The following is a 19,687-nucleotide window of genomic DNA, read 5'->3' as shown; positions in this document are numbered from 1 at the left end:
GGCGGTTCAGGCGACGGCGTGCTCCAGCTGCCGGCCCGCCCTCCAGGCCTCGAAGCGGGCGCGCCCCGGGATTCCGTCCGGGCCGACCACCAGGCACAGGTAGTAATCGCCTCCGATGGATCGGAGAATCGTCAGCCCCGATCGGCAGATCACGGAAATCTCCTCAAGACCGTCCGTGCCGCCGGCCCCGGCGGGCCGCACCCGTCTGGCCAGGGCGATGGCCTCGGCGGACGCCAGGTCGATGTTGAACGAGGGCTGCGCGGACACCTTCTCGACCGTGATGCCGTCCATCCCGACCACCGCGGCCCCGCGGGCTTCGGGAATCCGGTCCAGCAGTTCCAGGAGGAGCGCCTTCATCGAGAGTTCGCCTCCCTGGCGGTGCCGGAGCGCATCGTCTCCAGCCAGCGTTCGAGCCGGTCAATCCTGTGATCCTTCGTCTTCGCGACGGGTCCGGTCGGAGCCGTCGCGGGGGGATCGGGGCTCGTCCGGCTTGCCGCGACGGGCTCCGGCCTCTCGATCGCGGGGGCCGTTCGCAGACCGGCGGACACCGCGGGCGCGGCGCCGGCCGACTCGAGATCGGCCAGCCTGCGGGCCGCCTTCAGGTTGTCCGGATCCACGCGCAGCATCGATCGGTAGACCTCGACCGCCTTGTCCACGAGACCCTGCCGCAGGTAGAGCTCGGCGAGCGTATTGGTGTGCAAGGCGTCGTCGCCATCGCCGGGGCTATCGGGAGCGTCCGCTCGACCGGCAGGTGGCGTTCCCCACGGACCGGATGGACCCTCGGTCAGCCCGCCTGCCAGGAGGCCCGCTCCGTCCAGGTCGCCGGCCTGGAAGTCGACCGCCGGATCGGCGGGGCGGGGAGTCGCCGGCGCCGGTGGCGCCGGGGCACGAACTGCCGGGGCAGAAGGTCCCGACGCCGCGGGCACCGCCGCGGCGGGGGCCGGGGCCGCGCGGGGCGGCGCCGGCGGCACGGCGGCCGGCCCGACCCGTGCGGGCTGCGCCGTGTCGGCTATCGGCCCGCCCAGCATCTCCGCCAGGAGGACCTGGACCTCGCGGTCTCCCGGATAGTAGCGCAGGATCGTGCGGTAGGTCTCCGCGGCTCCGGCTCGATCGGAGGTCTTCTTCTGCACGTCCGCCAGGAGCTTGCCCGCCAGGTGGTTTTCCGGCTGCAGGTCGAGCACCTCGGAGAAGGCGCGCTTGGCGTCCACCAGGTTCCCCGCTTCCATGAGCGTCCGGCCGAGGGAGATGCGGGCCGTGTGGTACGTCGGGTGCCGTTCCAGCCCCTCCAGGCAGACCCGGACCGCCTCCTGGTAGCGCCCCTCCTTGCGATACTCCTCCGCGAGCTGCAGGAATGCCCGCGAGAGGGGATCGCGGGCGATCCTCTCCTTCAGGGACTCGATCGAGGAATGGCGCTCGGATCCGGGTCGGGCCATCGTTTAAGCCATTGGCTTCATTGAGGTAAGCATTTCACCGAGGCCGCGTCGGAGTGATTATAGGAAATGATGGAAAGGGTTGTCAAAAACGAAGCGCCCCCGCCTTCGCGGGGGCGCTGCAATTCCGGACCGGAAGAGCACACTAGGGGACGATTCGGACAGGGACCGCAAGGCAGAGGGAGACGCCCCCCTCACCGGTCACTGCCGGGCCTCCTGAGGCGCCTCCGCCTTCTTCGCGATCCGTGGCGTGATGAAGATCAGCAGCTCGGTGTTCTTCCGATTGACCGACTTGTTCTTGAACAGCCAGCCGAGACCCGGGATCTTCCCGAGACCCGGGACGCTCGCCTGGGTGACCGAGTCGTTCAGCTTGAAGATGCCGCCGATGACCGCCGTGCCCCCGTCGGTGACGAGAATCTGCGTCTGGGCGCGCTCGGTGATGATCGGAGGCACATCCCCCACGCGGTTCACGAAGTCGGGAGACGAATTGTCCACCCGGATGTCCATGATGACCGTACCCTCCTTGGTGATCTGCGGGGTCACTTCCAGCTTCAGGGAGGCGGAGATGAACTCGACGTTGATCTGGGTCGCCGTGGTGCTGACGACCGGGATCTGCACGCCCTGCTCGATCACCGCCTTCTGGTTGTTCTGCGTGGCGATGCGCGGAGACGACAGGACCTTGACGTCGCCGTTCAGCTCGAAGGCTTCGAGAGTCATTTGCAGGTGGAATCCGTCCAGGGCCAGGCTCCCATAGGAGATCCCCAGTGTGCCGGCCGTGACCGGCGATTCCAGGTTCACGTCGTACGACAGGTCGGTCTGCCTGCCGCGAATCGTGGTGCGCTTCTGAGCTCCCCAGAGGACACCCAGGTCGCGTTCGAACTCGCGGTCGGTCTCGACGATGCGCGCCTCGATCACGACCTGCGGCGTCTGCTCGTCGAGGGTGTCGATCAGGCGGTTGATCGGGTCCTGCCGGTCGCGCAGATCGCTGATGATGAGCGTATTGGTTCGCGCATCCATGATGACCTCGCCCCTCTTCGACATGATCTTCTTGATGATGGGCGTGACCTGCTCGGCCTTGGCGTACGACAGGCTGCGCGTGAAGGTGATCGGCTCCTCCTCGAGCTCCTGCGCTTCGAGGAGCGCCTTCCTGGCGGCCGCCTCCGACGCCAGCTTCTGCGTGGTGGCGATGCGGATGACGTTGTTCTCGAACACCTTGTCCAGCCCGTTGTTCTTCAGGATGATGTCGAGCGCCTGGTCCTCCGGGACGTTCTCCAGGACGATCGTCAGGGTCCCGGCGACGGCCGGGTCCAGGACGATGTTGTACCCGGTGATCTCGTGGAACAGCCGGAACACGTCCTTCAGGTCCGCATCCTTGAAGTTCAGCGAGATGCGCTTCCCCGTGTACTTGGGTCCGGTGTCGGAGATGGCGCGGGAGCGGAACCGGTTGCCCTGGGAAATGATCACGTTCCCGCTCGCGTCCCGCTCCGTGGGCCGGAAGGCCACTTCCTGGCCGGCCGGGCGGGGCTCGAACTTCACGCCGCCCGCGGCCACCAGGGGGTTGACCGGCTTCTCGGCGGACGGGACCTCGGCCGGCTCTCCGGTCTCGGGGACCGGCACCGTCTCGGACGCGGCTCCTGCTTCGGCCGGAGAGGACGTCGCCGCCCCCTGATCCGCGCCGGCGACCGTCCCGGCCGGCGTCTCGGCGGCCACCGCCGCCGCCGGCTCCGGTTGAGGCTGCGATCCGGTCTCGAGGGCGTGTCGCACGCCCTCTTCCGTGAAGTCGACGACCAGCCCGTTCTCGGTCGGCACGATCGCGTAGGGCTGCGGTCTGGTCATGTCGAGGACCACGCGCACGACCGGCTTCGGCCGCGTCGCGAACTGGGCCACCCTCACCCGCGACAGGCCGCCGGACCCGACCGCCACCGTCTTGGTCGAGGTCTTGTCCACCACGCCGACGAGATCGAGGACGAGGCGCGGCGGGTTCTTCAGCTCGAAGTGCTCGTGCGCCAGTCCCCCGTCTGCAGTCAGGACGACGGTGCGACCGGCGTCGTCTCCGCGAGCCTCCACTGCCAGGAGAGCCTTCGCGCGGGCGCCGCCCGGCGCCGTGCCGCGCGTCACCTTGACGGGCTGAGCGCTCGAACGATCGGCGGACGGGGCCTCTGCCACAGCGGGGGCGCCCGATTCCGCGGGCGTCTGCGCTTCGCCGGTCCCGGTCGAGGAGGCCGAGGGCGCCTGCCCCACGGTCTCGAGCGGCGCGCCTTCGGAGTTCTCGGAGGGGGACGTTCCGGCCGGAGCCGCGCCTTCCTGCCCGGGCGTCTCGCCGGCCGCCTGGCCTTCGTCCGCCACCACCGGCGCCTCGGGGGCGTTCCCCGATTCGCCGAGCGAGGGGAAGTCGACGATGAGATCGTGCCCTTCGAGTCGGATGGAATGCTGGGACGCCAGGACGTTCCTGAACTCGAACTTGGCGATCTTGCCGCCGTCGACGCTCTCGACGGAGCTGACCCGCACCCCTTCGACCTGGGGCGTCCCCAGCTGGACCTCCTGCGCCAGCCCCTCGACATGCACGTCGAGGAGCTCGAGGACCAGGGTCCTCGGATCCGGCTGGTAGGACGTGTAGCTGAACGGATAATTGCCCCTCAGGACAACCTCGGTGCCCGCCGGCGTCTCCTGGTGGTCGATGGCGTTGATGACCACCGCGGACGGCGCGTTGAGCACCGTCTGACCCGGCTCGCTGACGGGCGGATTGCCCGAGCATCGCAGGGCGGCCGCGGCGATCGTGATCAGGATCGCGACCTTCCCGTACCTCATAAGCTACCCTCCTCCGCTGTCGTCAGCCTCTTCGATACGTCCCTGTATGGTTTGATGCTGCGGGGATCGTTGATGTCCTGGCGGAACACGACCGTCCCGGTGTTGCGATCGATCCGGATGATCTTGCCGTCGTAAAGGGTGTCCCCCACCTTCATGAAATAGCCCTTGTTGTCGCTGCCGTTGAAGAACGCGATGTGGGATTTTCCCTTCTGGACGATGCCGACCAGATCGACCTCGGAAATCAGCATCCCGGCGATGCCCCGGGGCCTGGGTCCCTTGCCGAGGGCGTTCATGGCGTCGACCAGGGAGCGGAACGGATCGCGCCGGCCGGCCGGGTCATACGTGAACCCGCGGCCGCTCAGCATCGCCTCGTTGTCCTGCATGATCCGGTTGATCGTCTCGGTGTCCTGGGGCGCCGCGGTTCCCTGCGGCGCCGACGCTCCTTCCGGAGCGGGGGCGGCCGCGGGCGGGTCCTCCGCGAGCGCGCCGGTGACGAGAACGAGAGACAGGCCGAGGGCCAGGGCGACAGGACGGAGCAGGTGCCGGCTCACTGGGTCGCTCCTCCCTTGTCGTCGTAGACGAAGGTGGTGGCGGTGAAGGTCGAGTGGATCGAATGCGTCGCGCCGCCGACGGCGTTGATCGCCACGCCGCTGACGTTGATGATGCGCGAGTACTTGCTGATGCGATCGAAGAAGACCCCGAGGTCGTGGTAGTCCCCTTCCACGTCCATCAGGATGGGAAACTCCTTGTAGAACTCCACGGTGCGCAGCGCCCCGGGGTTGAACTGTCTCAGATCCAGGTTGGACTGGTCGGCCAGGTTCTTGACCCACTTGAGCAGCTCGCCCGTTTCCGGCTCGGTCGGCAGGATGGCCAGGAGGTCGTTGAGCTTGAGCTGGAGGTTCTCGATCTCCTTCTCGAACTCGGGGAGCTTCGCCTCGATCGCCTGTCCCTTGCGGATCTCGGTCTGCAGCGCCTCGAGTTCGCTGCGGTAGGCGGCGTTCTTCCTGGCCATGTCGGAGAAGTTCGGGTAGGCCCAGAAGGCCACCGAGACGAGGGCGATCGCCATGCCGGCGACCACCGCGAATTGACCCCAGAACGGCAGCTTCTTGAAGTCCATCGTCGCCCTCTAGCCGCCTGCCGGCGGGCTGTCGACACTCGCCTCGACCGGCACGTCCGGATGCGGGAGAAACTGGCACGTGAGGGAGAAGGTCACGCCGACGGGGATGGCGGAGATCGCTCCCAGGACGACGTTCTGGAAGTACCGGGACCCCGTCAGGTTGTTGTAGAAGTTCGACACCGCGTTGTAGGTCGTCGCCTTGCCGGAGATGGTGATGCTCTGTCCGGACTCGTTCATGGTGTCCAGCCAGAGGAAGTCGGGCAGCTGCTTGCTCACTTCGTCGAGGAGATGCACGGGACCGCTCTGGTTGCGTTTCAGCTGGGTGATCAGGCTGATCTTGCGCTCCAGGAGCTCCTTCTTGGCCTTGTACTCCTCCCCCTTCTTGATGATCGCCTGCAGGCGCTCCTTCTCGGCCTGGGCCTTGACGATCTCGCTCTGCAGGGACCGTCTCTCGCTTTCCAGGCTGTACCAGCGCCAGCCGATGAACATCAGGGCGAGGATCACCACGCCGGACATCAGGACGTTCTGGCCCAGCGAGCCCACGCCCTCGAACCTCGGGGTCTTGACGGCGCGGGCCTTCGCCTTCTCGGTTCCGGCGAGGAGGTTGATCTTGATCATCGGTTGTCCCCCACACGTCGCGCGGCGAGCCCGACGGCGATCGACACGCTCGAGCCGAGCTCTTCAACCATCTCCGGGGACACGCCCTTGCCGACCTGGACGCGGTTGAAGGGGTTGAGGAGCTCCACGGCGATGCTGAAGCGCTCGGCGAGCGCCTCGCGCAGGTGCAGGATGCGAGACGAGCCGCCGGCGATGATCAGGGTCTCGATGTTCTCCCCGGGCGTGGTGTTCTTGAAGAAGTCGATGGTCTTCTGGATCTCGGCGCCGATGAAATCGTTCACGGAGGTGATGATCGGGCTGACGTTTTCGACCGGGATGCCGTCGACCTCCTCGCCGCGCTTCAGCGCCTCGGCCTGCTCGAAGCTCAGGTTCAGCTCCTTGCGGATGGCGTCGTTGTAATGGTTGCCCCCCACCGAGATGTCGCGCCAGAAGATCGACGTGGCCCCCTTGAGGATGGCGACGTTGGTGGTGGAGGCCCCGATGTTCACCAGGGCGCGGGCCACCCCCGGATCCGAGTCGTAGTTCATCTCGTAGCAGTTCTGCAGGGCGAACACGTCGACGTCGACGACCACCGGGTTCCGTCCGGCCTGGCTGACCACCGAGGTGTAGTCGTTGATCTTGTCCTTCTTGGCCGCCACCAGAAGCACGTCCATGTTCCCCTCGCCGCCGGAGGCCCCCTTCAGGACCTGGTACGCGAGGTTGACGTCCTGGACGTCGAACGGGATGTACTGCTCGGCCTCCCAGGGGATGACCTCCGCGAGCTCCTCCTCCGAGGTCGCCGGGATGGAGATCTTCTTGATGATGACGCTGTGACCGGACAGGGCGATCGCCACGTCGCCTCCCTTGATCTTGCGCGACGTGAAAGCCCGCTGGACCGTGTCGACGACGAGGCCGGCGTCCATGATGGCTCCGTCCACGATCGCCTCGGGGGACAGCCGCTCGAGAGCCACGTTCAGTAGCTGATACCCGCGCCCCTTGCCGAGGTCCTTGAGTTCCACGACCTTGACGGCGCTCGAACCGATGTCCAGGCCCACCAGATTCTTTGGCTTTGAGAAAAACACCGCGGGGCTCCTTTAACCTCTGGCGTTTCGGCAGGTTGCAGCCGACCGATCCCGGCGCTCCTTTTTCACGAAAGTTCAATATATTCCGCGACTCCATTTTTGCAAGTTGGGGGCCCAAAAACGCCCACGATGGACCAGAATGACGCATATGTCATTTTACCCGGATGAAATATGCCAGCAGGGCTCACCTGTCGGTGGAGATGCCAGGTGGCTCTTTTTCAGAGGTTTGATCGCAGTGGGGGGGCTGTGGTAGAGTCCACGCTTCCGACGGAAGGTGCAGGCCTTCCGATCCCCCTCAGGAGGACGACCGAGTGGCCCGTTCGTGTGAGGTTTGCGGCAAGGGACCCGTGCACGGGCACCAGATCAGCCACGCGCACAACGTCTCGCAGCGGGTATGGTATCCGAACATCCAGAAGGTCAAGGTCGTCGTCGGCAAGACGCGGCGCCGCATGAAGGTCTGCACGCGCTGCCTGCGCTCGGGGGCCGTGGTGAAGGCCGCGTCCGGGCGATCGGCCAAAGCCGCGCCCTAGTCCGCGTCCTGGGCCGGCTCCCGAAGCCCCTCCCCTGAGCCGGGTCCGGCGAGAGGGTCAAGCCAAAACGGCGATCGCGTCGATCTCGACTCGCGCCCCCTTCGGCAGGGCCGCCACCTGGACCGTCGAGCGGGCCGGACGGTGCGCCCCGAAGTAACGGGCGTAGATCTCGTTCATGGCCGCGAAGTCCTCCAGGCTCGTCAGGTAGACGGTGGTCCGCACGACGCGGTCGAGCCCCGATCCGGCCGCCTCGAGCACCGCCTTCAGGTTGTCCATGACGCGCGTGACCTCCTCCTGAACCGTCCCCTGCACCAGGAGCCCCGTCCCCGGATCGAGCGGCACCTGGCCTGAGAGGAACAGGAGACCCGAGGCCGCGATCCCCTGCGAATACGGTCCGATGGCCTTCGGTGCCTTGTCCGTGCTGATCGTCCGCATGCTCATGTCCGCTCCTATGCGACCTGCCGTTCCACGTGGTACACGCCGTCGATCCCCTTGACCCTCTCAAGAATCGCCTCGAGGTGGGACACATCGGCGATGTCGAGGATGAGGGTGATTTCGCCCCGTCGGTCCTCGAAGGTGCGCGCCTCGACGTTCTTGATGTTGGATTTGGACTCGGCGATGGCGGACGTGATCTTGGCCAGCATGCCGGGCCGGTCCTCGGAGAACACCGTGATCCGGACCTCGAAGCGCGAGGCGTCGGCGCTCTCCCAGGCGACCTCGATGCGCCGCTCCGGATCGTACAGGAGCTTCTCGAGATTGGGGCAGCGCTCGCTGTGCACGGTCACACCCCGGCCGCGCGTGATGTAGCCGACGATGGCCTCGCCGCGGATCGGATTGCAGCACCTCGCCAGGGAGATCAGGGCGTCGTCCAGGCCGCGCACGGTGACCTTCTTCCCGGACATGCCCAGGGCCTTCTTGACGGCATGCGCGATCGGGCCCTCCGTGGGCTCGTGCGGCTTGGCCTGCGGATCGAGCTTTTCGATGAGCGTCCTGGGCGCGAGCTTGCCGTACCCCACGGCGGCGTAGAAGTCGTCCAGGCTGGCGCAGGCCATCTCGTGCAGCACCGCCTTGAGGCGCCCCCCTTCCCCCTGGTGCTTGCGCAGGTTGAGGCGGTATCTCTTGAACTCGCGGTCGGCGACGGTCTTTCCGAGGTCGATCGAGCGGTTGCGCCGGTCGATGTTGAGCCACTGCCGGATCTTGGCGCGGGCCCGCGATGTCTTCGCGATCGTCAGCCAGTCCTGGCTCGGATGGTGGTTCGGCGAGGTCAGGATCTCCACGATGTCGCCGTTCTTCAGCTCCGTGCGCAGGGGCACCAGCTTGCCGTTGATCCGGCCCCCGACGCACCGATGGCCCACCTCGGTGTGCACCGAGTAGGCGAAATCGATCGGCGTGGCCCCGCGCGGGAACGACTTGACCTGTCCCTGCGGGGTGAAGCAGTAGACCTCGTCGGGATAGAGGTCGACCTTGACCATGCTGAGGAACTCGCGCGGGTCCTTGAGGTCCTGCTGCCATTCCATGATCTGGCGCAGCCACTGGATGTTGGCGTCGCTCTCCTTGCTCCCCTTCCCCTCCTTGTACTTCCAGTGGGCCGCGATCCCCTCCTCGGCCACCCGGTGCATCTCGTGGGTGCGGATCTGGACCTCGAACGGCACGCCCTTGTCGCTGATCACCGACGTATGCAGGGACTGGTACATGTTCGGCTTCGGCATGGCGATGAAGTCCTTGATCCGCCCCGGCACCGGGCGCCACATCCCGTGGATGATCCCGAGGGCCCCGTAACAGTCCTTGACGCTCCCCGTCAGGATCCGGAAGGCCAGGTAGTCGTACACTTCCCCCACCTCGATCCGCTGGCGCTTGATCTTCCTGTAGATGCTGTGCAGGTGCTTGCGCCGGCCGTAGATGTCGCAGGCAATCCCCGCCTTGTCGAGCTCGGACCTGAGCGTCGTCTGGATCTCCCTGATGAACTCGTCGGTCAGCTTGCGCTTCTCCTCCATCGCCTGCACCAGGCTCTGGAACCCCGCGGGATCGAGGTACTTCAGCGCCAGGTCCTCCAGCTCGTTCTTGACCTTGGCCATGCCGAGGCGGTTGGCGATCGGAGCGTAGATGTCGAGTGTCTCGCGCGCGATGCGCTCCTGCTGGCGCGGCGAGAGATGCTCGAGCGTGCGCATGTTGTGCAGCCGGTCGGCCAGCTTGACCAGGACGACCCGGATGTCGTCGACCATCGCCAGCATCATCTTGCGGAAGCTCTCGGCCTGCTGCTGCTCCTTGGAATTGAAGCTGATCCGGGCGATCTTGGTCAGGCCCTCCACCACGTGGGCGATGTCGCGGCCGAAGTGCTCCTCCACCGCCTCGCGCGTCGTCAGGGTGTCCTCGAGGACGTCGTGCAGGAGGCCGGCGACGACACAGGTCATGTCGAGCTTGAGGTCGGCGAGGATGTAGGCGACCGACAGGGGGTGAATGAGGTACGGCTCGCCGGACGAGCGCGTCTGGCCCTTGTGCTCCTTGGCGGAAAAGACGTAGGCCTTGCGCAGCAGCTCGAGATCGGCCGCCGGCATGTAAGCCTCGATCTTCTCCTGGATGTCCTCGAAGCGAATCATCGGATTCCCAGCGCCGGGAGCGCCGCTTCCCGTCCGTTGTCCCTGGTCGTGCGGGGGGGTTCGCGCAGACTGGCGGCACTCGCCACGGATAGGGAAGTATAACAAAAAGACGCCCGCCGACCCTTCCCGCTCCACCCGCTGCGACACGGGCGGCCGGGCCTGGGGCCGCGGCCCCGGTTCAGGTCAGGTCCGCGGGCGGACCTCAGGATTTGACGTATTTAAGGCCGAACCGGCGGTAGGCGACGACCAGCAGGGCGGCGGCGACGAACACCGAGGAATACGTGCCGAACGCGACCCCCACGAGCAGGCAGAACGACATCGGGTTGAGCTTGTCGCCGCCAAACATGAGGAGCGCCACGAGGGCCATCAGCAGGCTGAGGGAGGTGAGCATCGTCCGGCTGAGCGTCTGGTTCACCGAGGCGTTGACGATGTCCTCGAATTCGTGCTCGCGGTAGAGGCGCAGGTTCTCCCGGATGCGGTCGAACACCACGATGGTGTCGTTGATCGAGTACCCGAGGATGGTCAGGAGGGCCGCGACCACCGTCAGGGAAAACTCCTTCCCCGTCAGGGAGATCATGCCGGCGGCGATGAACACGTCGTGCATGAGCGCGATGACCGACGTGACCCCCCACATCCACTTGTGAAAGCGGAACCAGACGTAGATCAGAATCCCCAGGATCGACAGCAGGATCAGCCACGCCGTGTTCTGCAGGAGCTCCTTGCCGGCCGTCGGTCCGACGAACTCCACGCTCCGGAGCGCGAAACGGCCGACGATCGACTGGGAGGCAAGAAGGGAGGCCGCTTCCGGCGTCACGCCAGGGATCGCGGCAATCTCCGCCGGCGACGACAGGAGTCCCTTGTGCTCCGTGCGGTAGCGGACCACGGCGTCGGCGACCTCCGCCGCGTTCGGCAGGCGCGTGCCGAGCCATTCCTGGAGCGTCGTGCGGGACGCCATGTTCAGATCGATTTTTCCCGCCTGGGTCGCGGAGCGCTCGTCGGGCGTCTTCAGCGCCTCCAGAATGCGCGTGCTGATCTCTCCCCCCTCGCCTCCGGCCGTCGCCTCCACCCCCCGCTGCTGCTCGACCCGGATCAGCACCTCGTTGTCGTCGGCATTGCCGATCTTCTGGATGTTGACGTCTCCCAGGCCGGAGGTCTCCAGCGCGGCCCGGAGCTCCTCGACGCGCGGCGGCTCGAGGAACTTGACCTGCACCGCCGTACCGCCGGCGAAGTCGATCCCGAGGTTGAAGCCGTGGGTCGCCATGGCCCAGGCCGAGACGAGAATGGCGCACGCGGAAATGGCGATGAAGTACCACTTGGTGCCGTACATCATCCGGAAATTGGCGTTCGTGAAGACCTGCAGCATGCCGTTCCTCAGATGCTCAGCCGGTCCATCCTCGGCCGGAGAGTCAGAAGCGCATCGAACAGGGCGCGCGACACGAACACGGCCGTGAACAGGTTGGCCAGGATGCCGACGCTCAGGGTCAGGGCGAAGCCGCGCACCGGACCGGTCCCCTTGGCGTACAGGAAGAACGCCGGAATGAGCGTCGTCAGGTTGCTGTCGACGATGGTGGTGAGCGCCTTCTCGAACCCGGCGCCGATCGACGCCTTCACGGTCCGCCCGTTGCGCATCTCCTCGCGGATGCGCTCGAAGACCAGCACGTTGGCGTCGACCGCCATGCCGATGGTGAGCGCGATCCCGGCGATTCCGGGCAGGGTCAGGGTCGATTTGAAGTAGGCCATGGCCGACAGCAGGATCAGGACGTTGCATGCCAGCGCAAACACCGCGTTCGCGCCGGACATCCTGTAGTACACCAGCATGAAGAGCACGACGAGAATCGACCCGATGATCGACGCGACGATGCCTTGCCGGACCGAGTCGGCGCCGAGCGACGGTCCGACGGTGCGCTCCTCGAGGACCTCCATGCCGGCGGGAAGCGCTCCGGAGCGCAGCTTGAGCGCCAGGTCCTCGGAGCTTTCCAGCGTGAAGTTGCCCCCCTCGATGATCCCCGAGTCCGCGATGACGGCGTTGATGCGCGGCGCGGAGATGATCTTCCGGTCCAGGAGGATGGCGAGAAGCTGCCCCTGGTTCTTGCGCGTCAGGTCCTGGAAGCGCCTCCCGGCGTCCGCCGTCAGCAGGAAATTGACCGCCGGCCCGCCGAAACGATCCTGGTCGCGGCGCGCGTTCTTCAGATCATTCCCGGTGATCGGCGAGTTCTTCGTGACCGGCCAGAAGACCTGGAGCGGCTTGCCGTCCTGGCCGACCAGGTCCTGAGGCAGGGCCTCCACGTCTTCGGGGAGCGTGCCGCCGAACATCTTGGCCAGCGCCTCCGCATTGTCCGGTGGCCGGAACTGGTCCGCCACGACGCCGGGCGGAACCTTCACCAGCTTCCATTCCAGGAAGGCCGGCGAGCCGATGAGGTCCTTGACCCGCTCCGGATCCTCGACCCCCGGAAGCTGGACCAGGATGCGGTCGGCGCGCGCCCCCGTCCCCTGCCGCTGGATGGTGGGCTCGGCGACTCCGAAGCGGTCGACGCGCGTGCGGATGGTCTCCAGGGCCTGCCGGACCGCGGAATCGCGGATGCCCGCTTCATCGGCCGGCTTCAATTGGGCCCGCAGGCTGCCCGGCCCGGGAGCCGAAATCTGGAATTGCGGGAACTGCCGCCCCAGGAGATCCCGGACCTCTCCGGTGCGCGCCGGATCGACGCCGTCCAGGAGCAGGGCGTTGATTCCGTCGGGTGCAACGCGCTGCGGCGCCAGGCCCTTCTCCCCCAGGGCCGCGCGGATGCGCTCCTGCGACAGATCGATCTCCGCCCGGACGGCATCGTCCGTCTTCACGCGCATCACCATGTGGATGCCGCCCTTCAGGTCCAGGCCCAGATGGATCTTCCCGGCCGGCGGATAGAGGACCAGGCAGGACACGACCACAATCGCGAGGGTGATGAGAAGGCGCCAGCGAATGTCGAGATTCATCGTGCTCCCGGCCGCGGCGCCGGGTGCCGCGCGCCTGAAGGCACTTCGCGGGCCCGGCTCACGATTCCGTCCGGGCGGACGTTTCCTGGTCCTGCAGACCTACGATCGAGCTCCGCGTGACGTCCACCTTGACCTTGTCGGAGATCCGGAGCTGCACGATGCCCGTGTCGAGTCCGACCACCGTCCCCAGGAGCCCTCCCGAGGTGACGACCTTGTCGCCGGTCTTGAGCGAGTCCAGCATCTTCTGAACCTGTTTCTGTCTGGTCCTGGCCGGTCGGATCAGCAGGAAGTAGAAAATGACGAAGATGACGACGAGCGGGACCATCTGCAGCCAGGCGTTGGTCTGACCCTGCCCCGGCGGCGGCGCCATGAATCCCCAGACCAGCACCTTGACAGACCTCCCTTCGTCCGACAAAAAAAGGAGGGGTTGACACCCCCTCGTCGCCCGCGCCCCACATCCGGGCCGCACGGTCGCCCGGGCAGTCCTTGACCCCCGCTGCGGCCCGCAAGATTGCCCGAAGCGGTCGGGCTTGTCAAGGCAGCATCCACTCGCCTACTATGCAATCCGCCATGCCGATCGCCCGCGCCGCCACAGCCCGCAGTCCGACGGACGCGGCGAGCCTCGTGGGATCCGGCCCCGCGCGCCGGATCGAGGTGCCGATCCTCTCCCAGGTCGAGGGACTCGCCCACCTGTTCACGGTCCGGGGCTCCGCCGCCCCGGAGGCGCTGGCCGAGGCTCTGGGACGCCCCGCCCCGATCCTGTCGCTCCGGCAGGTTCACGGCTCGGATGTCTCGGTCGTGGACGGTCGCTCGTACTCCGCGGCGCGCGCCGGCGCAACCGCTCCGCCGCCCGCGCCCGAGGGGGATGCCCTGGTCGTCGCCGAGCCGGGCCTCGCGGTCGCCGTGTGGGTCGCCGACTGCGTGCCGGTTCTCATCTGCGACGAGAGGACCCGCTCGGCGGCCGCGGTGCACGCCGGATGGCGGGGGACGGTGAAGGGGATCGTCGGCGCCGCCATCGCCGTCATGCGCGCGCGATTCGGAGCCGACCCCGGGGACCTGCGGGTCGCGATCGGGCCCTGCATCGGGTGCTGCTGTTTCGAGGTGGGGGACGAGGTGGGCGAGGCCCTCCTGGCCGCGTTCCCGGATGCGGCGGCCTGCATCCTGCCGGGCGCCAGGAAACGCGTCGATCTCGTGGAGGCGAACCGGCTGCAGGCGCAGGCCGCCGGTGTCCCGGTCGGGCGAATCCAGGCGGCCGGCCTGTGCACCATGTGCCGGCCGGACCTGCTGGAGTCCTACCGCCGCGGTCGCGGCCGCGCCGGCCGCATGGCAGGCATCATCGCCTGGAAGAGCGCGCGGCAGGACACGACATGACGAGGCCGAAGCAGGGGGCGGACTCCGGCGGGGACGCCGCCTCACGCATCCAGAGGGCTCATCGCGAGCACGCCGAGGCCGCCCGGATCTTCTTCGAGACCGGGACCGGCGTGGTCGAGCGGATCGCGGAGACGTTCATCGCGGCTCTGCGCGCCGGACGCACGCTCCTCTTCTTCGGCAACGGCGGCAGCGCCGCCGATGCTCAACACCTTGCGGCCGAGTTCGTCAATCGATTCGTCGTGGACCGGCCGGGGCTCCCTGCCCTGGCGCTCACCACCGACACCTCCGTCCTCACCAGCATCGGGAACGACCAGGATTTCACGCGGATCTTCTCGCGGCAGGTCGAGGCCCTGGGCCGCCCGGGGGACGTGGCGGTCGGGATCAGCACGTCCGGGAGCTCCGCCAATGTTCTGGAAGGCCTGCGCACGGCGCGGGCCAGGGGACTGGTGACGGTGGGACTCACGGGCGGGCGGCGGGCACCGCTCCAGGCGCTCTGCGATCACCTGGTCTCGGTCCCCTCCGGGACGACCGCGCGCATCCAGGAGGTCCACATCCTCGTCGGCCACGTCCTCTGCGAGCTGGTGGACGAGGCGTTCGTCCCGCACGCCTGAGGACTGGACTCCGCGCCCCCTTGCCCGGGGCGCTCACCCCTTCAGCGCGACGATCATCTCCTTGATTTCCTTGGCGTCGGGGGCTCCGGGGCTGAGCTTCAGGTACTGCTCGTAGTGCTTGACGGCGCCGTCGAAGTCCTGCATCCGGGTGAGGGTGCGCGCCAGCTCGCGATGGGCCGCCGCGTAGGAGGGATCGACTTCGATCGCCTTCCGGAACGCCTGGGCCGCCTCGCGGTCGTGGTTCTCGTTCCAGGCATGCACGCCGATGTTGAAGAAGGAGGACGCGGCGTTCTTCGGATCGAGCGCGATGACTTTCTGGTAGGCCTCGTCCGCCTTCGCGCGGTCCTTCTTCTTCTCGTAGATCGCGGCCATCTCCATGTAGGCGTCGGATTTCGAGGGATCGATGGCGCTGGCTTTTTCCAGCGCCTCGAGGGCCTTGTCGTCCTGCCCCGCCCGCGCCAGAGCCTGCCCCAGCTGGAACCACACCCGGTCGTTGTCGGGGGCCAGGGTGGTCTCCTTCTCATACTCGGCGGCCGCTTCCACGAAACGGTCGCCCCGGAGATGAATGTTTCCGAGGAAGAAGTGCGCGTACTTCATGTCGGGCTTCAGCTCGCTCGCCTTGCGGAATGCCTGCTCCGCCGCCTGGTCGTCCTTGGTCTCGAACAGGCTCTTGCCGAGATAGTAGTAGACGGCGGGATTCCCGGTCGGGTCCTTCGTCAGGAAGGCCTTGTAGAGCTCGATGGCCTCCGGGTGCCGGCCCGCGTCGGCGAGCTGCTTCGCCTTGGTCAGCGACTCGCCCGAGACCGCCGGACCGGCCGGCGCCCCGGGTGCAGCGGCCGCGCCGGGCGCGCTCCCCGCCACCGCGGGGTCCGCGGACGTCGTCCCCGCGGGGGCCGCGACCGCGCCGCCCGAAGCGGCCGCCTCTCTCGCCTTCTTCTCCGCCTGGACGGCCGCCAGGAACTCCGAGTCCTTGGCGACCACGAAATCGACGAGGTTCCGGCCCAGGTCCCCGACGAGCGCGAACGAGAGTTCCGGGTACTCCTGCTTGGATCCCGGGATGTTGTCACCGCTTCCCCGCTCCTGTTTCTCGGAATCGAAGATCTCGTAGTGGATCTTGACCGTCTTGTACCCGGGCAGATCGGGGATGACACGCCATTTCTTCGCCACCGAGATGTCGAGAGTGGCGATGACGTACACCCCCTCCTTGTTCGTTGTGACGGGGCCGATCTTCCTCTTGATGTCGGCGGCCTCGAAGAAGACCTTGATCTTGGGCATCGGCTTGCCGTTCACGTCCTTGATGGTCCCGCGCACCCGGGTGATCGCCTCTGCGTGCGCCGGGTCGAGCGGCGCGGCGGCCGACGCCAGAGCCAGTCCGAGAGCCAGCATCAGAAGCGTTCGTTTCGTCGATCTCATGGTTCGCCCTCCAGGGGTCCGGCCGGCCGGCCCGTCGCCTGAAGCCGGGAGTACGATCCTATACCCCGTCCTCCCGGACAATCAAGGCAGCGCCCGGACGAGCCGCCGGTTCCGCGGACGTCCCGCACCGCTGCCGTTGGCTCCCCGTCGCCCGTTCCGGGAGGCGACGAGGTGACCCACGAACAGCACGACGTAGAGGGCTCCACCCGCCAGATGGATGATGGACAGGATCCGGCGCGGGACCGGATCGGTCAAGACCTGCATCAGGTAGCCGGAGACGATCATCGGGGCCGCCAGGGACACGGCGAGAATCCCCGTGGCACGCCCGCGGCGCTGGCGCGATTCGAGGAGGTAGCCGAGGATGTGATCGCGCGCGATCAGGCCCAGGGAGAAGACCAGGATCGGGGCCGACAGGACGTGCAGCGAGAGCGCATGCGGCTGGAGGGGATGGTGGATGACGCTGTACGGATCGCCCCCGGTCATCACGTACTTCATGAAGAAGTAGACGCTTCCGCTCAAGGCCACGAGCCAGGTCGAGGCGTGGAGGAGCGTGCGCTCGAACGGGCTCACCGTGGCGTCTCGCCCGAGACGCCGTCCGCCGTGGCGGCGCCCGGCGCCACGAACAGGCGGTGCAGGGCCAGGACCCGCCGGACCGCCTGGGTGACGGCGCGCGACGAGAGGGTCGCTCCGCTCAGGGCGCGGATCCCCTGGCGGACTCCGAGGTCCTCCAGCCGCCTGCCGGGGAACTGCTGCAGCCAGCGACTCGACGGCAGGTAGTCCTCGGGTTCGTCGAACGACACGACGTCGATACGCGCCACCTTCCCATCCGGCGCCACGAGGATCAGGATGGTCTCCGGGAGGGTCCGCACCAGGTGCGTGTCGAAGTAGGCGTACCCGGTGACGCGGCCGTCGCGGCTGCCCACGTAGTACGGCAGGACGCGGCTTTCGACCGGGGCCCCGGCCGCTTCCGCGGCGCGCTTGGTCTGTGCCTCGTCCAGGTAGAGGGTCCGGCGCTCCACCCTGGCCGGCGGAGGAAAGGCGGCGTCCAGCGCCTTCGGCACGGTCAGGTAGACGCGGGCCTCGGCCTGGCCTGCCACCAGACCAAGAAGGAGGGCGCACACCGCGAGGTTCCGCATCAGAAGAGATATCCCAGCGCGAGGTTCCACTGGTCCACCGCCGTCCCGGCACGGTTGGCTGCATCCTGGAAATCGACCTTGATCGCCACGTTCGGAATCGGCTTCCAGGTGACGCCGTACGTCGTGATGGTCCGGTCGTTCACCGGGTCCCGCGCGAAGCCGGTCGCCACGGACGCCTGCGTGTCCAGCGCCTCGTACCGCACGAACGGACTCAGATCGCGGTCTCCCTTGCCCAGGAGGGACAGGACGTTCCAGGCCACCTCACCGTACCATCCCCGCGAGCGACTGCCTATGGCCGTCAGTCCCGAGGGATCGATCGACAGGCTGACCGCCCCGGCGTCCTCGAGGTGTCCGCGCGCGCAGACGCCCCGCACCTGAACGCCGTGCGTCCGCCACTCCGCGTGGGCGTCCCACAGGGTCAGGCGGGCGCCGCCGATGGACGCGTCCCCCTGGCCCGTGTCCCCGGCGAAGGCCGATGTGCCGAGCAGCAGCCCCGGCACAGGCGTGAAGTCCCCTCGAACGACGAGCGCCGTATCCCGCGCCAGCGACTCGGCCCCCTCCTGCCGCCCCTCGCGGATCCCCTCGTCGGGGGTGAACCCCGAAGCGTTCAGGCTGGCGATCAGATAGGCGCGGTAGGAGAACGGCCCCGCGTCCCCATACACCCCGAACCCGTTCTCGCGCCAGGTCGACGGGAGGATCACGCGCTCGACCTCCGGACGGCGCGCGCCGAGGAAGATGGGGGGCTCGTGCAGCTCGGTGATGAATCCCATGGGCACGAGGAGCAGTCCGCCCCGCAGCCCGAAGGCCCGCCGGGGACGGTAGTCGAGGTAGGCGAACTCCACGGCCGCCTCGCCCGGTGCGCCGTCGCCCGCCACGGCGTGCTCGAACTCGATCTCCGAGTTGAACAGCAGATGATCGGAAAACTTGTAGCCGAAATAGAAGACGGCGCGCAGCAGGTCGGCGGTGTCGGTTTCTCCGGATTGCGTTCCGTCGTCGGCTCGCGGATCGAAGTTCTGGTAGAGCATCTCGCCATACCCGCCGATCGACACGCCGCGCCGTATCCCGTAGACCTTCGCGGCCGCGGGCCCGAAGCCGGCGATCGTCGTTCCGGCCGCGGGCGCCGCCGCCTCGCCGATGCGCAGGCGCTCGATCTCCTGCGCCAGCGCGTCCATGCGCTTCTGCATCTCCGCCAGGGTCGCCGGCGATCCGGCCGGCGCCGCACCCGCCATGGAATCGCGCAGGACCTGGATCTCCGCGCGCAGCGTCGCCACCAGCGCCTCGAGCTCCGCCAGGCGGGCTTCGACCCCTTTCGTCTCGGAAGCGCTCTCGGCCGCGGCGGCCGCCAGGACCTGACGGGAGCCCAGGGCGGCCGCAGCCGAAAGCGCGACGAGGGCGGCCAGGATGAAACGGCCGAGGGGACGTCGAGGGGTGGTTCGCGTTCGAGTGTCGACTGTCGTGGTCACGATCGCTCCTTTGTTCTTCCGGTCAAGGGCCGCCGTCCGTGCCGTCGGCCGGGCCCCATGGGGGTTCAGTGCTCGATCGACCCGGACCATCCGGGAAAGCTCTCGTCGAACGCGCGTGTCGCTCTCCGGCCGAGCGACCCGTCCGGATCGCGCCAGAGGTACAAGGCCGCGATGCGACGCCCGTCCGCCCAGCGGGGCCCTTCGTCCGGTCCCATCACGAACAGCGCCGTCGAGAGGGCGTCGGCCGACGTGCCGTCCACCGCCACCACGGTCACAGATCCCTGGAAGGCCGCCGACCTCTTCGACACGGGATCCAGAATGTGACCGATCGGCCCCTCCGGACCGGCGGCCGAACGCTCCCCGTTGCCGGACGTGGAGATCGAGACGTCCGAACCGGAAATGACCGCGACCGGGACGTCGCGATCGAGCGGGTCGGCGATGCCGACCGGCCAGCCCGCGGAGCCCCGCGGCCGTCCCATGGCCAGCACCTGGCCGCCGAAATCGAGGAGCGCGACCCGCACGTGGTGCCGCTCCAGGATGCGCGCCGCGGCGTCGAGGGCGA

At 67.8% G+C, this 19,687-nt stretch carries 20 protein-coding genes; 3 read left to right on the top strand and 17 right to left on the bottom strand.

Features of this window, described 5'->3' with window-relative positions; genetic code table 11:
• Positions 1-6 precede the first annotated feature (6 nt).
• The 7 genes from VGV60_15590 to pilM all read right to left on the bottom strand — a co-directional run bounded on the left by VGV60_15590 (position 7) and on the right by pilM (position 7,034).
• Positions 7-357, bottom strand: a complete 351-nt coding sequence (locus tag VGV60_15590; protein HEV8702697.1) for a hypothetical protein — start codon at positions 355-357, stop codon at positions 7-9.
• The gene (locus VGV60_15585) at positions 354-1,433 is read right to left on the bottom strand and encodes a tetratricopeptide repeat protein (GenBank protein ID HEV8702696.1); all 1,080 of its coding nucleotides are present in this window, start codon (positions 1,431-1,433) and stop codon (positions 354-356) included. Before VGV60_15585 ends, VGV60_15590 begins: the two co-directional genes overlap by 4 nt.
• Before the next feature lie 198 nt (positions 1,434-1,631).
• Positions 1,632-4,238, bottom strand: coding sequence for a type IV pilus secretin PilQ (gene pilQ, locus VGV60_15580; GenBank protein HEV8702695.1), 2,607 nt, complete (start codon positions 4,236-4,238; stop codon positions 1,632-1,634).
• A complete protein-coding gene (locus tag VGV60_15575; protein ID HEV8702694.1) occupies positions 4,235-4,789 on the bottom strand; it encodes a hypothetical protein in 555 nt (184 codons plus the stop codon). The genes pilQ and VGV60_15575 overlap by 4 nt, the downstream gene beginning before the upstream one ends.
• On the bottom strand, positions 4,786-5,355 hold the full coding sequence (gene pilO / locus VGV60_15570) for a type 4a pilus biogenesis protein PilO (GenBank protein ID HEV8702693.1): 570 nt from the start codon (positions 5,353-5,355) through the stop codon (positions 4,786-4,788). The genes VGV60_15575 and pilO overlap by 4 nt, the downstream gene beginning before the upstream one ends.
• 9 nt (positions 5,356-5,364) lie before the next feature.
• Entirely contained in the window at positions 5,365-5,973 is a 609-nt protein-coding gene (locus VGV60_15565) for a PilN domain-containing protein (GenBank protein HEV8702692.1), read from the bottom strand.
• The gene (gene pilM / locus VGV60_15560; protein HEV8702691.1) at positions 5,970-7,034 is read right to left on the bottom strand and encodes a type IV pilus assembly protein PilM; all 1,065 of its coding nucleotides are present in this window, start codon (positions 7,032-7,034) and stop codon (positions 5,970-5,972) included. Before pilM ends, VGV60_15565 begins: the two co-directional genes overlap by 4 nt.
• A gap of 311 nt (positions 7,035-7,345) precedes the next feature.
• On the opposite strand from pilM, the gene rpmB reads away from it, so the two are divergent.
• The gene (gene rpmB, locus VGV60_15555) at positions 7,346-7,564 is read left to right on the top strand and encodes a 50S ribosomal protein L28 (GenBank protein HEV8702690.1); all 219 of its coding nucleotides are present in this window, start codon (positions 7,346-7,348) and stop codon (positions 7,562-7,564) included.
• A 57-nt stretch (positions 7,565-7,621) separates the two neighbouring features.
• Here rpmB and VGV60_15550 read toward each other — a convergent pair whose 3' ends face one another.
• From VGV60_15550 to yajC, 5 genes are all read right to left on the bottom strand, one after another.
• On the bottom strand, positions 7,622-7,999 hold the full coding sequence (locus VGV60_15550) for a RidA family protein (protein HEV8702689.1): 378 nt from the start codon (positions 7,997-7,999) through the stop codon (positions 7,622-7,624).
• Positions 8,000-8,013: 14 nt separating this feature from the next.
• Positions 8,014-10,161 carry a bifunctional (p)ppGpp synthetase/guanosine-3',5'-bis(diphosphate) 3'-pyrophosphohydrolase gene (locus VGV60_15545; protein HEV8702688.1) on the bottom strand — a complete coding sequence of 716 codons (2,148 nt, stop codon included), beginning with the start codon at positions 10,159-10,161 and terminating at the stop codon, positions 8,014-8,016.
• Positions 10,162-10,363: 202 nt separating this feature from the next.
• Positions 10,364-11,524: a protein translocase subunit SecF gene (gene secF, locus VGV60_15540; GenBank protein HEV8702687.1), complete on the bottom strand. Its 1,161-nt coding sequence runs from the start codon at positions 11,522-11,524 to the stop codon at positions 10,364-10,366.
• An 8-nt stretch (positions 11,525-11,532) separates the two neighbouring features.
• Complete coding sequence (gene secD / locus VGV60_15535) at positions 11,533-13,131, bottom strand: protein translocase subunit SecD (protein ID HEV8702686.1); 1,599 nt, start codon at positions 13,129-13,131, stop codon at positions 11,533-11,535.
• 58 nt (positions 13,132-13,189) lie between these two features.
• Positions 13,190-13,519 carry a preprotein translocase subunit YajC gene (gene yajC / locus VGV60_15530; GenBank protein HEV8702685.1) on the bottom strand — a complete coding sequence of 110 codons (330 nt, stop codon included), beginning with the start codon at positions 13,517-13,519 and terminating at the stop codon, positions 13,190-13,192.
• Between the two features lie 182 nt (positions 13,520-13,701).
• Here yajC and pgeF point away from each other — a divergent pair, with 182 nt between their 5' ends.
• Together pgeF and VGV60_15520 are read left to right on the top strand one after the other, a co-directional pair.
• The gene (gene pgeF, locus VGV60_15525; GenBank protein ID HEV8702684.1) at positions 13,702-14,502 is read left to right on the top strand and encodes a peptidoglycan editing factor PgeF; all 801 of its coding nucleotides are present in this window, start codon (positions 13,702-13,704) and stop codon (positions 14,500-14,502) included.
• Positions 14,499-15,113: a D-sedoheptulose 7-phosphate isomerase gene (locus VGV60_15520; protein ID HEV8702683.1), complete on the top strand. Its 615-nt coding sequence runs from the start codon at positions 14,499-14,501 to the stop codon at positions 15,111-15,113. The genes pgeF and VGV60_15520 overlap by 4 nt, the downstream gene beginning before the upstream one ends.
• A gap of 33 nt (positions 15,114-15,146) precedes the next feature.
• On the opposite strand, the gene VGV60_15515 is transcribed toward VGV60_15520, so the two are convergent.
• The 5 genes from VGV60_15515 to VGV60_15495 all read right to left on the bottom strand — a co-directional run.
• Positions 15,147-16,526 (bottom strand): tetratricopeptide repeat protein, encoded by a 1,380-nt coding sequence (locus VGV60_15515; protein HEV8702682.1) that lies wholly within the window; start codon positions 16,524-16,526, stop codon positions 15,147-15,149.
• An 81-nt stretch (positions 16,527-16,607) separates the two neighbouring features.
• Positions 16,608-17,096 (bottom strand): hypothetical protein, encoded by a 489-nt coding sequence (locus VGV60_15510; GenBank protein ID HEV8702681.1) that lies wholly within the window; start codon positions 17,094-17,096, stop codon positions 16,608-16,610.
• On the bottom strand, positions 17,093-17,662 hold the full coding sequence (locus VGV60_15505; GenBank protein ID HEV8702680.1) for an FMN-binding protein: 570 nt from the start codon (positions 17,660-17,662) through the stop codon (positions 17,093-17,095). Before VGV60_15505 ends, VGV60_15510 begins: the two co-directional genes overlap by 4 nt.
• Entirely contained in the window at positions 17,662-19,125 is a 1,464-nt protein-coding gene (locus VGV60_15500; GenBank protein ID HEV8702679.1) for a hypothetical protein, read from the bottom strand. Before VGV60_15500 ends, VGV60_15505 begins: the two co-directional genes overlap by 1 nt.
• A 65-nt stretch (positions 19,126-19,190) precedes the next feature.
• Positions 19,191-19,687: FAD:protein FMN transferase (locus tag VGV60_15495; GenBank protein HEV8702678.1), on the bottom strand; the 497-nt coding region annotated here is incomplete at its 5' end.

The organism is Candidatus Polarisedimenticolia bacterium, assembly GCA_036001465.1.
In the GTDB taxonomy this organism is placed as follows: Bacteria; Acidobacteriota; Polarisedimenticolia; order Gp22-AA2; family Gp22-AA2; genus Gp22-AA3.
Note: the sequence above shows the minus strand (reverse complement) of the source record. Positions and strands in the feature narration are given on the sequence as shown.

Excerpts from the sequence above, each read along its gene's own strand:
- secF (HEV8702687.1), bottom strand. The coding sequence starts at position 11,524 with ATGCTGCAGGTCTTCACGAACGCCAATTTCCGGATGATGTACGGCACC.
- VGV60_15505 (HEV8702680.1), bottom strand. The coding sequence starts at position 17,662 with ATGCGGAACCTCGCGGTGTGCGCCCTCCTTCTTGGTCTGGTGGCAGGC.
- VGV60_15545 (HEV8702688.1), bottom strand. The coding sequence starts at position 10,161 with ATGATTCGCTTCGAGGACATCCAGGAGAAGATCGAGGCTTACATGCCG.
- pilO (HEV8702693.1), bottom strand. The coding sequence starts at position 5,355 with ATGGACTTCAAGAAGCTGCCGTTCTGGGGTCAATTCGCGGTGGTCGCC.
- VGV60_15515 (HEV8702682.1), bottom strand. The coding sequence starts at position 16,526 with ATGAGATCGACGAAACGAACGCTTCTGATGCTGGCTCTCGGACTGGCT.
- pilQ (HEV8702695.1), bottom strand. The coding sequence starts at position 4,238 with ATGAGGTACGGGAAGGTCGCGATCCTGATCACGATCGCCGCGGCCGCC.
- VGV60_15520 (HEV8702683.1), top strand. The coding sequence starts at position 14,499 with ATGACGAGGCCGAAGCAGGGGGCGGACTCCGGCGGGGACGCCGCCTCA.
- VGV60_15590 (HEV8702697.1), bottom strand. The coding sequence starts at position 357 with ATGAAGGCGCTCCTCCTGGAACTGCTGGACCGGATTCCCGAAGCCCGC.
- VGV60_15585 (HEV8702696.1), bottom strand. The coding sequence starts at position 1,433 with ATGGCCCGACCCGGATCCGAGCGCCATTCCTCGATCGAGTCCCTGAAG.
- VGV60_15565 (HEV8702692.1), bottom strand. The coding sequence starts at position 5,973 with ATGATCAAGATCAACCTCCTCGCCGGAACCGAGAAGGCGAAGGCCCGC.
- secD (HEV8702686.1), bottom strand. The coding sequence starts at position 13,131 with ATGAATCTCGACATTCGCTGGCGCCTTCTCATCACCCTCGCGATTGTG.
- pgeF (HEV8702684.1), top strand. The coding sequence starts at position 13,702 with ATGCCGATCGCCCGCGCCGCCACAGCCCGCAGTCCGACGGACGCGGCG.
- VGV60_15550 (HEV8702689.1), bottom strand. The coding sequence starts at position 7,999 with ATGCGGACGATCAGCACGGACAAGGCACCGAAGGCCATCGGACCGTAT.